The organism is Streptomyces sp. NPDC058239 (assembly GCF_042882185.1).
In the GTDB taxonomy this organism is placed as follows: domain Bacteria; phylum Actinomycetota; class Actinomycetes; order Streptomycetales; family Streptomycetaceae; genus Streptomyces.
Genome location: NZ_JBHVWS010000008.1, coordinates 82,581 through 96,486 on the forward strand (window position 1 = coordinate 82,581; position 13,906 = coordinate 96,486).

11 protein-coding genes and 1 pseudogene are annotated in these 13,906 nt (G+C 69.7%); 9 read left to right on the forward strand and 3 right to left on the reverse strand.

Features of this window, described 5'->3' with window-relative positions:
- The first annotated feature begins 159 nt into the window (after window positions 1-159).
- From ACFVYE_RS12540 to ACFVYE_RS12550, 3 genes are all read left to right on the forward strand, one after another.
- The gene (locus ACFVYE_RS12540; protein ID WP_072487501.1) at window positions 160-600 is read left to right on the forward strand and encodes an SseB family protein; all 441 of its coding nucleotides are present in this window, start codon (window positions 160-162) and stop codon (window positions 598-600) included.
- 143 nt (window positions 601-743) lie between these two features.
- Entirely contained in the window at window positions 744-1,700 is a 957-nt protein-coding gene (locus ACFVYE_RS12545; protein ID WP_389605367.1) for a pirin family protein, read from the forward strand.
- An 84-nt stretch (window positions 1,701-1,784) separates the two neighbouring features.
- A complete protein-coding gene (locus ACFVYE_RS12550; RefSeq protein ID WP_383959456.1) occupies window positions 1,785-2,840 on the forward strand; it encodes an AI-2E family transporter in 1,056 nt (351 codons plus the stop codon).
- A 36-nt stretch (window positions 2,841-2,876) separates the two neighbouring features.
- Here the strand turns inward: ACFVYE_RS12550 and ACFVYE_RS12555 are convergent.
- Window positions 2,877-3,836, reverse strand: a pseudogene (locus ACFVYE_RS12555) (ATP-binding protein).
- Between the two features lie 196 nt (window positions 3,837-4,032).
- Here ACFVYE_RS12555 and aspS point away from each other — a divergent pair.
- The 4 genes from aspS (at window position 4,033) to ACFVYE_RS12575 (ending at window position 8,601) form a co-directional block, all read left to right on the forward strand.
- Entirely contained in the window at window positions 4,033-5,817 is a 1,785-nt protein-coding gene (gene aspS / locus ACFVYE_RS12560) for an aspartate--tRNA ligase (RefSeq protein ID WP_389605370.1), read from the forward strand.
- A 166-nt stretch (window positions 5,818-5,983) separates the two neighbouring features.
- Window positions 5,984-6,916 (forward strand): intradiol ring-cleavage dioxygenase, encoded by a 933-nt coding sequence (locus ACFVYE_RS12565; RefSeq protein ID WP_383959452.1) that lies wholly within the window; start codon window positions 5,984-5,986, stop codon window positions 6,914-6,916.
- 217 nt (window positions 6,917-7,133) lie between these two features.
- A complete protein-coding gene (locus ACFVYE_RS12570) occupies window positions 7,134-7,952 on the forward strand; it encodes a L,D-transpeptidase family protein (protein ID WP_389605500.1) in 819 nt (272 codons plus the stop codon).
- A gap of 67 nt (window positions 7,953-8,019) precedes the next feature.
- Window positions 8,020-8,601 carry a Uma2 family endonuclease gene (locus ACFVYE_RS12575; RefSeq protein WP_383959450.1) on the forward strand — a complete coding sequence of 194 codons (582 nt, stop codon included), beginning with the start codon at window positions 8,020-8,022 and terminating at the stop codon, window positions 8,599-8,601.
- A 79-nt stretch (window positions 8,602-8,680) separates the two neighbouring features.
- On the opposite strand, the gene metG is transcribed toward ACFVYE_RS12575, so the two are convergent.
- Entirely contained in the window at window positions 8,681-10,285 is a 1,605-nt protein-coding gene (gene metG, locus ACFVYE_RS12580; RefSeq protein ID WP_383959448.1) for a methionine--tRNA ligase, read from the reverse strand.
- A 148-nt stretch (window positions 10,286-10,433) separates the two neighbouring features.
- Between metG and ACFVYE_RS12585 the strand changes: the two genes are divergently transcribed.
- Window positions 10,434-11,087: a response regulator transcription factor gene (locus tag ACFVYE_RS12585; protein WP_382217330.1), complete on the forward strand. Its 654-nt coding sequence runs from the start codon at window positions 10,434-10,436 to the stop codon at window positions 11,085-11,087.
- Window positions 11,084-12,259 carry a sensor histidine kinase gene (locus ACFVYE_RS12590; protein ID WP_389605373.1) on the forward strand — a complete coding sequence of 392 codons (1,176 nt, stop codon included), beginning with the start codon at window positions 11,084-11,086 and terminating at the stop codon, window positions 12,257-12,259. Before ACFVYE_RS12585 ends, ACFVYE_RS12590 begins: the two co-directional genes overlap by 4 nt.
- Here the strand turns inward: ACFVYE_RS12590 and ACFVYE_RS12595 are convergent.
- On the reverse strand, window positions 12,238-13,830 hold the full coding sequence (locus ACFVYE_RS12595) for a VWA domain-containing protein (RefSeq protein WP_389605375.1): 1,593 nt from the start codon (window positions 13,828-13,830) through the stop codon (window positions 12,238-12,240). The genes ACFVYE_RS12590 and ACFVYE_RS12595 overlap by 22 nt on opposite strands.
- Window positions 13,831-13,906 lie beyond the last annotated feature (76 nt).

A 13,906-nucleotide genomic window follows, 5' to 3' on the forward strand; every position in this document is an offset into this window, starting at 1 on the left:
AATCAATAGCAGTGGCGTGCAGCACCCCGGGAAGGGGTGTGGGCCGGGCGGGCGACGAGCTGGCGGTGCGTATATCAGCTGACCTCTCCGATGATGCTACCCGTCAGTAATAAGACGCAACCCCTCAAGGGCCTGATGTGTCCGATTACTCTTTGCGGTATGTACGGCTACGACCAGAACCCGGGCGCACAGCAGCAGATGGGTGGCGGCTACGGCGAGCAGCCGCTGTATCCCGAGCCCTCGCCGCCGTCCCTGGGGGACGCGGTGCGGGCCTTCACCACCGGCTCGCTGTCCGCCGAGGACTTCCAGCAGATCTTCGCGACGTCGAAGGTCTACTGCCCGCGCGGCGACAACCCCGGATTCCTCGCGCTGCACAACACCCAGCAGCCGGTGATCCCGATGTTCACCACGCTCAAGGAGCTGCGGCTGTACGCGGGCAAGGAGTCCAAGTACTTCGTGATCACCGGGGCCGAGGTGATCGACCTGCTGCCGACCGGCTACGGCTTCGTCCTCGACATGGAGGGTGAGCACCGCATGGTCTTCGACGCCAAGGCCGTGGAGCAGATGGTCGACTTCGCGATGCGCCGTATGTACGGCTGACGTCCGAGTCTTCCGGAAGGGGCCCGTACCGATCGGTACGGGCCCCTTCTCGTTGTCGTGGGCGGTGCGGGAATGAATGACGCCTTGCGGGATGTTCACCATTCAACTAAATTGGGCTCAGGACAATCCCGGAGGTGGCTCCCATGCCCGCAGTGACCGTCGAAAACCCACTGACCCTGCCCAAGGTCGCCGCCTCTGGCGACGCCACGGCCCGTCCCGTGCTCGCCGTCACCACGGCGCCGAGCGGATTCGAGGGCGAGGGCTTCCCGGTTCGCCGTGCGTTCGCCGGGATCAACTACAAGTACCTCGACCCGTTCATCATGATGGACCAGATGGGCGAGGTGGAGTACGCGGCCGGAGAGCCGAAGGGCACCCCCTGGCACCCGCACCGCGGCTTCGAGACCGTCACGTACCTGATCGACGGAACCTTCGTCCACCAGGACTCCAACGGTGGCGGCGGAACCATCCGCAACGGCGACACCCAGTGGATGACCGCCGGGTCCGGCCTCCTCCACATCGAGGCCCCGCCGGAGTCCCTCGTGATGTCGGGCGGTCTCTTCCACGGCCTCCAGCTCTGGGTGAACCTGCCCAAGGCCGACAAGATGATGGCCCCCCGCTACCAGGACATCCGCGGCGGCCAGGTCCAGCTCCTCGCCTCCCCGGACGGCGGCGCGCTGCTCCGCGTCATCGCCGGTGAGCTCGACGGGCACGAGGGCCCCGGCATCACCCACACCCCGATCACGATGATCCACGCCACCGTCCGTCCCGGCGCCGAGGTGACCCTGCCGTGGCGCGAGGACTTCAACGGACTCGCGTACGTGCTCGCCGGGCGCGGCACCGTCGGTGCGGAGCGCCGTCCTGTCCACATGGGGCAGACCGCGGTCTTCGGGTCCGGTTCCTCGCTGACCGTCCGCGCGGACGAGAAGCAGGACGGCAACACCCCGGACCTGGAGGTCGTCCTGCTCGGCGGCCGTCCGATCCGTGAGCCGATGGCGCACTACGGGCCGTTCGTGATGAACAGCCAGGCCGAACTGAAGCAGGCATTCGAGGACTTCCAGGCCGGCCGCCTCGGTACGGTGCCCGCCGTCCACGGAATGTGACATCCGCGGCCGGAGTGTGACAGTCCGTCACCCGTACGGCTTCGCAAGCGGGACATCACACCCGCGCCGTGATCGGGTGGGAGGGTGCAGACCCCAGAGCCCCTCCTGCCCGACGGCGCGCGGCGCACAGCCGCGTGGTGCGGTGTCGTTCTCCTCGTCACCGGGGTCGCCGCGGTCGCCGTCTGGCTGTGCATCATCTTCAAGACCGCGGTCACCCCCGTTCTGCTCGCGCTGCTCGGTACGGCGCTGCTCGGCCCGGTCCACCGCCGGCTGACCGCCCGCGGAATGAACCGCTCGGTGGCCGCGGGACTCACCTGTGCCCTGCTCGTCGCGGTGGTCGGCGGCGCCGGATACATCGTCGTCACCGCACTCGTCGACACCGGCGACCAGATCGTCCGGTCGCTGAAGGACGCCGGGCAGTGGATCATCGACCACTTCGGGATCGGCAAGAACACCAATGTGGACGACCTCGTCGCCAACGCCCAGAAGCTCGTCGAGAAGTTCGGCGCGAGCGCCGCGGGCGGGCTCCTCTCCGGGATCAGCCTGATCGGCTCGCTGATCGCGACCAGCGTCCTCGCCCTCCTGCTGACCTTCTTCTTCCTGCGCGACTCCGACAAGGCCGTGGACCTCGCCCACTCGGTCGCCCCGCGGGGTACCGGGGACCTGGTCGAGGCCATGGGGCGGCGGGCCTTCGAAGCCGTCCAGGGCTTCATGCGCGGCACCACGTTCATCGCGCTGATCGATGCCGTCTGCATCACGGCCGGTCTGCTGATCCTGCGTGTGCCGGGCGCGGTGGGGCTCGGTGCGCTGGTCTTCGTCGGCGCCTACATCCCCTACCTCGGGGCGTTCCTCTCCGGCGCGGTCGCGATCCTGGTCGCGCTCGCCGACCGGGGATTCGTGATCGCGCTATGGGCACTGGGGATCGTGCTCGCCGTGCAGGTGCTGGAGGGCCATGTACTGCAGCCGATGATCCAGAGCCGTACGGTCCAGATGCACCCCGCCACCATCATGATCGCGATCACCGCGGGCGCCAGCGTGGCGGGCCTGCTGGGCATGCTGCTCGCGGTACCGGCCTGCGCGGCGGCCTTCGGCATTCTCGGCGAACTGCGCGGAGAGCGTTCCGGCCCGTCCGCCGTCTGAGGACAGAACCGTCCACGCGGAGAGCCCGGACCCGATTCAGTCCCCTGCCCCCGGCCCCGACTCGTACAGCTCGAACCAGATCGACTTCCCCGCCCCCCGCGGATCCACCCCCCACGCATCGGCGAGCATCTCCATCAGCAGCAGCCCCCGTCCGCTGGAAGCCATCTCCCCGGGCCGCCGCTTGCCGGCAGCTCATCACTGCCGTCGGCCACCTCCACCCGCAGCCGCCGCTCACCGTGCTCCCCCGTCGCCCGGGCGGCCATCAGCGCGTCCCCGTCCGTGTGGACGAGGACATTGGTGGCCATCTCGGAGATCATCAGCACCGCCGCGTCGACCTGCTCCGGATCCGCCCAGTCGTGCAGCAGCTCCCGCAGCTGCTGCCGGGCCGCCGCGACCCGCGCCGGCTCGGCCTGCGCGATGGTGGTGCCCGATGATCGTCAGCCGTTCGCCCGCGATGCCGAAGACCGCCAGGCCGTCCGGCGAGAATCCGGGCATGGAGAGCGAGGCGGCGACCCGCAGCACCTCCTCGGTCGACCGGGCCTCGGCCAGCGCCCGGCCCGCGTCCAGCAGGAACGCCTCGCGGGAGCGGCGCCAGTCACCGGTGATGGGGGTGTGCGCCCCGGTGGTGCCGGGCTGCGGCTCGGCGACCTCCTGAAGGGTGCCGACCAGCACATAGGCCGTGCTGCCCGGCTCCTCGGGAGGGAGCGGCTTGGAACGGCTGCGTACGGTACGCAGCACCCGGCCGCCTTCGTCCACGATCCGCAGCCGGGCCTCGGCGAGGGTGCCCTCGGCGACCGCGAGATTCACCACCCCGTAGATCTCGTTCCAGTCGACCGGATGAAAACGGGAACGCACCGCGGACTCATGGAAGACACCGGCAGCGGCGGGCAGCTCGAGCAGCCGGGCCGCCTCCGCATCGAGCGTGACGGTCCCGGTTCCGTTGTCCCAGCGCCACAGGCCGGTCGCGGTCGCGGCCAGGACGTCCTCGGTGCGCATTGCCCCAATTTAAGAAGATCTGCTCCGTGGACGCCACCGAGGATCGCTGCCCAGGGCCCGTCCGGGCATGGTCCGCCGCCCGCCCGTCGCACTCCGGATGATCTTGAAATGTCAATGTCAATGATTCCGTGCGGGTGCGGGCGGTAGCCTGGGGAGGCTGAATCCACCCCGAACCGCGAAGACTGGATGAACGAGAATGCATCGGTACAGGTCCCACACCTGCGGCGAGCTCCGCGCCTCTGACGTCGGCACCGACGTCCGGCTGAGCGGCTGGCTGCACAATCGCCGAGACCTGGGTGGCATCCTCTTCATCGATCTGCGCGACCACTACGGTCTGGTGCAGCTCGTCGCCCGTCCCGGCACCCCCGGCAACGAGGCCCTGGCGAAGCTCACCAAGGAGACCGTCGTACGGATCGACGGCAAGGTCTCCGCGCGCGGCGCCGACAACGTCAACCCGGAGCTCCCGACCGGCGAGATCGAGATCGAGGTCACCGAGGTCGAGGTGCTGGGCGAGGCCGCCCCGCTGCCCTTCACGATCAACGCCGAGGACGGGGTCAACGAGGAGCGGCGCCTGGAGTACCGCTTCCTCGACCTGCGCCGCGAGCGCATGCACCGCAACATCATGCTGCGCTCGGCCGTCATCGCCTCCATCCGTTCCAAGATGGTGGCCCTCGGCTTCAACGAGATGGCGACCCCGATCCTCACCGCGACGTCCCCCGAGGGCGCCCGTGACTTCGTCGTCCCGTCCCGCCTGAACCCGGGCAAGTTCTACGCCCTGCCCCAGGCCCCGCAGCAGTTCAAGCAGCTGCTGATGATCTCCGGCTTCGACCGCTACTTCCAGATCGCGCCGTGCTTCCGCGATGAGGACGCCCGCGCCGACCGTTCGCCCGGCGAGTTCTACCAGCTCGACGTCGAGATGTCGTTCGTCGAGCAGGAGGACGTCTTCCGGCCGATCGAGAAGCTGATGACAGAGCTCTTCGAGGAGTTCGGCAACGGCCGCCACGTCACCTCGCCGTTCCCGCGCATCCCGTTCCGCGAGTCGATGCTGAAGTACGGCAACGACAAGCCGGACCTGCGCGCCAAGCTGGAACTGGTCGACATCTCCGACATCTTCGCCGACTCGGAGTTCAAGGCGTTCGCCGGCAAGCACGTCCGTGCCCTCCCGGTCCCGGACACCGCGGGCCAGTCCCGGAAGTTCTTCGACGGCCTCGGCGACTACGCCGTCCAGCACGGCGCCAAGGGCCTGGCCTGGGTCCGCGTCGGTGAGGACGGCACCCTTGCCGGTCCGATCGCCAAGTTCCTGACCGAGACCGACATCAAGACCCTCACCGAGCGTCTGTCCCTCGTCCCCGGCCACGCCGTCTTCTTCGGCGCGGGCGAGTTCGACGAGGTCTCCAAGATCATGTCCGCCGTCCGCGTGGAGGCCGCCAAGCGCGCCGGCCACTTCGAGGAGGGCGTCTTCCGGTTCTGCTGGGTCGTCGACTTCCCGATGTACGAGAAGGACGAGGACACCGGCAAGATCGACTTCTCGCACAACCCCTTCTCGATGCCCCAGGGCGGCCTCAAGGACCTGGAGGAGAAGGACCCGCTGGACATCCTCGCCTGGCAGTACGACATCGTCTGCAACGGCATCGAGCTGTCCTCCGGCGCCATCCGTAACCACGAGCCCGAGCTGATGCTCAAGGCCTTCGAGATCGCCGGCTACGACCGCGAGACCGTCGAGCACGAGTTCGCGGGCATGCTCCGCGCCTTCCGCCTCGGCGCCCCGCCGCACGGCGGCATCGCCCCGGGCGTCGACCGCATCGTGATGCTCCTGGCCGACGAGCCCAACATCCGCGAGACGATTGCCTTCCCGCTCAACGGCAACGCCCAGGACCTGATGATGGGCGCCCCGACGGAGCTGGACGAGTCCCGCCTGCGCGAGCTGAACATCCAGCTGCGCAAGCCTGCGGCGACGGCAAAGGAAAAGACGGAGAAGTAGCCGCCTGCTCCTTCTCCTGGTTCCACGTGAAACAGCCCCCGGCCGGACAGGCCGGGGGCTGTTCGCCGTTCCCGGCAGGCGTGGTCGCGAGTCCCGGTCCCCACTCACAGCAACGCACAGCCGACACCCACGCCCCTCCCAGCTCCCCCGCCTAGCCTCACGGCTCATGACAGAGACTCAAGGTCCAGCACACAAGAAGGACATGACGCGCCGCAGGATGGTGCTCGCCGGGGGTGCGGCGATCGTCGCCGCCGGGATCGGGGCGGGCGTTGTGGCCAACGCGTCCGCCGACGAGGACACGGCCGGCGCGAAGAAGTCCGGCGGCGGACAGGGCGAGGAGTGTTACCGGCTCACCTCGGAGACCACCGAAGGGCCGTACTACATCGACGCCGACAAGTTCCGGAAGGACATCACCGAGGACAAGGAGGGCATCCCCCTCACCCTCCGGCTCAAGGTGATCGACTCCGACACCTGCAAGCCGGTGAAGCACGCGGCCGTCGACATCTGGCACTGCGATGCCCTGGGGGTCTACTCGGGTTACGAGGCCATGAGCTCCGGCGGGCCCGGGGGCCCCGGCGGTGGCGGTACGCCGCCCAGCGGAACGCCCACCGACGCGCCCAGCGGTACCCCCACCGGTGCGCCCCCGTCCGGCGGGCCCGGAGGCGGGGGCGGCGGCCACAGTGAGCCCACCGACGACAAGCGGTACCTGAGGGGCACCCAGCTCACCGACAAGCACGGGTACGTGGAGTTCAAGACGATCTTCCCGGGCTGGTACCAGGGGCGCTGCGTGCACATCCACACCAAGGTGCACGTCGGCGGGAAGATGACCGATGCCGGGTACGAGGGCGGACACACCTGCCACACCGGGCAGTTCTTCTTCGCGGAGTCCGCGGTCCTCGACTCGGCGGAGGTCGAGCCGTACTCGACCAGCACCACCACCCGGACGACCCTCACCGAGGACACCATCTACGACCGGAGCGGGGTCACGGGCGGGCTGATGAAGCTCTCGTACCGCAAGCACCACATGGCGCGTGGCGTCGTCGGCTCGATCACGATGGGCGTGGACCCGGACGAGACGCACGACGGCACGGATCTCTGACCTGCCCTCAGACCTCCGTACCCCGCGGAGACGAAGGGCCCGGAACCTACACCCACGAAACGGTTCCGGGCCCTTTCCGCGGGCGGTACAGCCGTATGGCCCTCGTGCGGATTCGCGCTCGCGTGTCGCGGCGTTAACTGGGTTCAGCGGGACGAGGCGTGACGGGGAGGTCGCCCGTGCTGCCTTCACTCACGACCGCTGAGGAGTACCCGTGTCCGTGTTCCGTCCATCGGCTGCCCGGCGTCCCCCGTACGCCGTCTGCGCCGGAACGTGTGCCGCCGCGATTCTGCTGCTCACCGCCTGCGACAACAGCTCCCATACTGCCACGGGAACCCGCGATGTCCGGGTAGGCGCGACGGTTTCCGCCGGTGTCGCGGGCCCACAGGCCGACGGGGGGCGGGGGCGGGCCGCGCCCGGTCCGTACGCTCCGCGCATCAGCCCCCGCGAGATTCCCGCGCTGGGGCCGAAGACCAGGTTCGCGATCCCGGCGGATTCGAGGCAGGCACTCGTCGTCACCGGCGACGCCTACGACTCCAGCCTGTCCACCGCGGTCCTGTACACCCGCGACGACCCCGCCCAGGGCTGGCGCGCGGCCACGGACCGCTGGCCGGCCCACAACGCCCTGAACGGCTGGACGGATGAGCACTGGGAGGACGACCTCCGCACCCCGACCGGGGTCTACGGTCTGACGTCCGCGGGCGGCCTGCTCGACCCCCCGGGCACCATGCTCCCGTACAACCAGAGCCCGGCGTTCGCCGTGAGTGGCGAGGGGCTCGAAGGGGAGCCCCTCGAGGGTTCCTTCGACTATGTCATCGCCATCGACTACAACCGGATCCCCGGCGCCTCACCCCTGGACCAGAAGCGTCCGCTCGGCCAGGAGCGGGGCGGTGGCATCTGGATCCATGTGGACCACGACGGCCCGACCCAGGGCTGTATCTCGCTCCCGGAGGACCGGATGAGGGAACTGCTGCAACTCCTCGACCCGGCGAAGAAGCCGGTCGTCGTGATGGGGGACGCACAGGGGCTGGAGCGGTGAATCCCTGGTACGGGCCCGGAGCCGGGCCCGTACGCTGAAGGGAGCCCGTTTCCTTCAGGAGGCAGTGATGAGTGTGGTCGAGGAGAGTGTGCTGACCCAGGAGGTCTTCGAGGACCTTGCCCGTCACGCCATACGCGCCGAAGAGGCACTGCGTCTGGAGTTCGTGAACGGGAAACTGGGGGTCAAGGCTGTGCCGGACGGGGATCACGGGCGGATCATCGAGTGGCTGACGCGTCTGTGCATGCAGGCTGATCCGGGGCGTTGGCTCTATGCCGAACAGGGGCTTCGGATCGAGACGTACCGCAAGGGCAACGCCCGTCCTGATGGGGCGTTCGCCCGTAGTGGCACGTTTGCCGGCCAGGGCGAGTGGGCCAGCCCCGACGGCGTCCTGATGGTCGTCGAGGTCACCTCGTACGACGAGGACACCGACCGCCGGGACCGCGTCGAGAAGCCGCGTGCGTACGCCGAGACCGGCATTCCCGTCTACTTGCTCATCGACCGCGACACCTGCGAGGTCAAGGTGCATTCGCAGCCCGACGGCGTGCGGTACGAGCAGGTGGTGACGGTTCCGTACGGAAAGACCGTGGAACTGCCCGACCCGGTGGGCATCGCACTGGACACCGAGCCACTGAAGAACTGGGTCCGCTGACCCGAAGGCGGCAGAGCACGGCGAAGGGCCGGGACCGATCGTGGCGGTCCCGGCCCTTGCTGTGTGTACGCGCGCCCGCTTACGCCGGCTTCTCCTCCAGGCGGGGGAACAGCACCGCGCCCTTCGTCACCGTTGCGCCCACCGGGAGCCGGCCCCAGGTGCCCGCGTCCTGTACGCGCTGGTCGGACAGCGCGCCCAGGGACACCTCGGCGCCGAGGGAGTCCCACAGCTTCTGCGAGGTCTCCGGCATCACGGCGTTCAGCAGGACCGCGACACCGCGCAGTGACTCGGCGGCCGTGTAGAGGATCGTTGCGAGACGGGCCTGCCCCTCGGGGGAGGTGTCCTTGGCGACCTTCCAGGGCTCCTGCTCCGTGATGTAGCCGTTGACCTGCTTCACGAAGTCGAAGATCGCCAGGATGCCGGCCTGGAAGTCCAGCTCCTCGCCGATCTTCCGGTCGGCCGTGGCGACGGCCTTCGCCAGCCCCTCCTGGACCGCCTTCTCGGCGTCACCCGCGGCGGTGGCCTCCGGGAGCGCCCCGCCGAAGTACTTGCCGACCATGGCGGCGACACGCGAGGCGAGGTTGCCGTAGTCGTTGGCGAGCTCGGAGGTGTAGCGGGCGGAGAAGTCCTCCCAGGAGAACGAGCCGTCGCTGCCGAACGCGATGGCGCGCAGGAAGTACCAGCGGTACGCGTCCACGCCGAAGTGGGAGGTCAGGTCCTGCGGCTTGATGCCCGTCAGGTTCGACTTCGACATCTTCTCGCCGCCGACCATCAGCCAGCCGTTGGCCGCGACCCGGCCCGGCAGCGGCAGACCCTGCGCCATCAGCATCGCGGGCCAGATCACCGCGTGGAAGCGCAGGATGTCCTTGCCGACCAGGTGGACGTCGGCGGGGAAGGTTCCGTCGAACTTCTCCTGGTTGGCGCCGTAGCCGACCGCCGTGGCGTAGTTGAGCAGGGCGTCGACCCACACGTAGATGACGTGCTTCTCGTCCCACGGCACCGGGACGCCCCAGTCGAAGGTCGAGCGGGAGATGGAGAGGTCCTGCAGGCCCTGCTTGACGAAGTTCACGACCTCGTTGCGGGCGGACTCGGGCTGGATGAAGCCCGGGTTGTTCGCGTAGAACTCCATCAGCTTCGGGCCGTACGCGCTCAGCTTGAAGAAGTAGTTCTCCTCCTTGAGGATCTCCACCGGCTTCTTGTGGATCGGGCACAGCTTGACGCCGTTCTCGTCCTCGATGAGGTCGCCGGGGAGCTTGTACTCCTCGCAGCCCACGCAGTACGGGCCCTCGTACCCGCCCTTGTAGATCTCGCCCTTGTCGTACAGGTCCTGCACGAACTCCTGCACCCGGTCGGTGTGCCGCTTCTCCGTCGTACGGATGAAGTCGTCGTTCGCGATGTTCAGGTGCTCCCAGAGGGGCTTCCATGCCTCCTCGACGAGCTTGTCGCACCACTCCTGCGGAGTGACGTTGTTCGCCTCGGCAGTGCGCATGATCTTCTGACCGTGCTCGTCCGTGCCGGTGAGGTACCACACCTTCTCGCCGCGCTGGCGGTGCCAGCGCGTGAGCACGTCGCCTGCGACGGTCGTGTAGGCGTGGCCCAGGTGAGGAGCGTCGTTGACGTAGTAGATGGGGGTCGAGACGTAGTACGCCGTCGCCCCCTGCTTCTCGGATCCAGTGGCCGCCATGGTCGAAATCCTAACGGCCTGCGGAAGATCGATTCACACCGATAAACCGGGCCCAGTGCGTGGAGACCTTTGCGAAACATTCCTTCCCGTAACAAAGACGCATCCTGGGAGGGAGTGGACACGCATGCACGAGGCAGGGGACATCACGATGCGGGTACTGGTCGCCGAGGACGAGGAGATCCTGGCGGAGCTGGTCGCCACCGGGCTGCGGCGGGCGGGGTTCGCCGTCGACACGGTGTACAGCGGCGACGCCGCCCTCGCCTACCTGGGGCTGCACGACTACGACGTCGTCGTCCTCGACCGTGACCTGCCGCGGGTGCACGGCGACGACGTGGCGCGGAGGCTGGTCGCCTCCGGCTCGCGGACCAGGATCCTGATGCTCACCGCCGCCGGCTCCATGGAGGACCGGGTCGCCGGCCTCGACCTCGGCGCCGACGACTATCTGGGCAAGCCGTTCGAGTTCCCCGAACTGGTGTCGCGGGTACGGGCGCTGCGGCGGCGCAGCGCCCGCCCCGTACCGCCGCAGCTGGAGCGGCACGGCATCCGGCTCGACACCGTACGGCGCACCGCTTCCCGGGAGGGGCGGGAGCTGGACCTCTCGCCGAAGGAGTTCTCGGTACTGCAATTGCTGCTGGAGGCCGACGGCGGGACCGTCAGCGCGGAGGAACTGCTGGAACGGGCCTGGGACGCCAATGCCGATCCGTTCACCGGCGCGGTCCGCGTCTGCATGAGCAAGCTGCGCGGGAAGCTCGGGGAACCGGCCCTGATCCGTACGGTGCAGGGTGTGGGGTACGCCCTGTGAAGCGTCCGTCGCGCGTTCCGCGCGTTCAGCACTCCACGATCCGGACGAGGATCGCGCTCGTGTACGGCGGGGTGTTCCTGGTGCTCGGGACGGCGCTGCTCGTCACCGTCAACCTCGCCGTCGGCGCGGGTACGGACTCCCAGGCGCGTGCCATCGCCCGCACGGCCGTGGTCGTCCAGCCCGGATACGCGGTGAACGGCCCTCTCGTCACCCGGCGCAGACTCGGGCCGCCCACCGTCTACGACCTCACCGACCACGTCAGCGACGCGGCCGGTCATCAGCTGCTCGTGTGGTCTGCGGCCTCGCTGCTCGTCATGACGGCCTGCGCGGTCGGCGTGGGGTGGTGGACCGCGGGGCGGGTCCTGCGGCCCGTCCACGCCATGACCGCGAAGGCGCGCCGGCTCTCCGAGCACACCCTGCACGAACGGATCGCGTCCAGCGGCCCCGATGACGAACTGAAGGAGCTCGGCGACACGCTCGACGCGCTGCTGGCCCGGCTGGAGAAGGCGTTCGACAGTCAGCGGCGGTTCATCGCCAACGCCTCGCACGAGCTGCGGACACCGCTCGCCACTCAGCGGGCCGCGATCCAGATCGGCCTCGACGATCCGTCCCAGGAGGATCTCGTACGGACCCGGCAGACGCTCCTGGACAACAACCGGCGCAGCGAGCGGCTCATCGAGGGGCTGCTGGTCCTGGCGCGCAGCGAGCGCGGGCTCGCCGCGGGCGAGCGGGAAGCGGTGGACCTTGCCCAGGTGGTGGCGGAGGAAGCGGCCCGGCACCCGGGAGTGGAGGTCGATGCCGGGCCCTGTGCGGTACGGGGGAACCGGCTGCTGCTCGCCCAGCTGGTGGCGAATCTGCTGGCCAACGCCGTCACGTACAACGTGCCCGACGGGACGGTGGAGGTGCTCCTGGTGACGGCGGGCGACGGGGTGCTGCTGGAGGTGCGCAACACCGGGCCCGTGGTGGACGCGGCAGACATCCCCGGGCTGTTCGAGCCGTTCCGGCGGGGCGAGGGCAAGGACCGGATGGGGCGCGGTTCGGGGCTCGGTCTCTCGATCGTTCGTTCTATCGCTGTGGCGCACGGCGGCACGGTCACGGCGGTGCCGGGCCCTGAGGGCGGGCTCGCCGTGACCGTACGCCTGCCGGTGGATCAGTTCTCGGCTGCCGCTTGACGGGCCGCGATCCAGGCGGGGAGGGCGGCGAGGACCTCGCGGTAGAACGTGGTGTCCGCGACCTCGCGGGGGGCGGGGCCCGCGTGGAAGAACCCGGCGTTCGGGACGTCCAGCTTCCGCAGGAAGTCGAAGCCCTTCGCGTCCTCGTCGCCGAACGCGACGAACTGGAAGAACAGCGGCAGTCGCGCCGCCTCGGCCAGTGCCTGCTTGGCGGGCTGCTTGGCGTCCGGCGGGCCGTCCGTCTGGAAGATCACCAGGGCGGGGCCGGTGGCCTCCGACTTCTCGTAGTGCGCGACGACCTCTTCGACGGCGCGGTGGTAGTTCGTACGGCCGAGGCGGCCCAGGCCCGCGTTCAGCTCATCGATCCGGCCCTCGTGCGAGGTGAGGTCGACCGTGCCGGTGCCGTCGATGTCGGTGGAGAAGAAGACGACGGGGACGGTGGCGTTCTCGTCCAGGTGGGCGGCGAGGGCCAGGGTGCGGTCGCCCAGGTGCTGGGCGCTGCCGTCCTTGTAGAACGGCCGCATGGAGCCGGAGCGGTCGAGGACCAGGTAGACGGTGGCGCGCAGCCCGGTCAGCCCGCGCGCCTCCAGCCCGGCCCTGGCGGCCTCGTACGAATCGACGAGCTCGGGCGCCTGGGACTTGACCTGGGCGAGGGGGAGAGCGGGCTCGGGGGCCGGGGTTGCTTCGGGGGCCGTGTCGGCCGCGGTTTCGGGCTTCGGCCCGGCTTCGGCGGGGGCCTCGGCGGGTGCCTGGGCCTCGACGGCGGCGGCGACGGGCTCCGGCTCGGCGGGGGCCTCGGCCTCGACCTCGACCTCGGCTTCGACGGCGGCGGGCTCGGGCTCCGGCTCGGCCTCGGCGGCAGACGCGGCCACCGGCTCCGGCGCGGCGTCGGCGGTGACGGGTTCCGGCTCGGTCTCGGAGGGAGCCTCGACCTCAATGGGCTGCGGCTCGGCGGCGGGCGTGGCCTCCGGCTCGACCTCGGCGACGACGGCTGCGGGCTCCGCCTCGACCTCGGCGGTGGGTGCAACCACCGGCTCAACGGGAGCCTCGACATCAACGGGCTGCGGCTCGGCGGGAGCCTCGGCCTCGGCAGCAGGCGCGGCCTCCGGCTCGACCTCGGCAGCGGGTGCAGCCTCCGGCTCCGCAGCCACCGGCTCGGCCTCGACCTCGGCGGGCTTCGCAGCCACCGGCTCCGCAGCCTCGGTCTCCGGCTCCGGCTCCGGTTCCGCCGGCTTCGGCTTCGGCTTCGGGGCCGAGCCCTGTGCCGGGACCGTGGCGATGGACGCCTTGTCGAAGGCCGCCGCCACCAGGTCCGATGCCAGACCGCTGTCGCCGGTGGCGGACCGGTGGGAGGTGGGGGCCGGTACCGAGGCCTTGGTGGCCGAGGCGGTTTCGCGCACCGACGCGGTCTCCGCGGCCGGCTCGTCCACCGTTACCGTGACCGGCTCCGACTCCGCGGGTGCGGTGCGTTCGGTCTGGGGCGGGACCGTGGCCGTCGGCGCCGGCGCCGACGCGTCCTGCTCCGCGCGGTCGCGGCCGAACACCTTGCGCAGCAAGCTCCGAATGCCCATGGGCGAGGCCTTTCGCGTGAGTTGGGTGCGATAAATGTCCGACCTGCGGGATTCATCCCTGGCCAGGGCGGATACG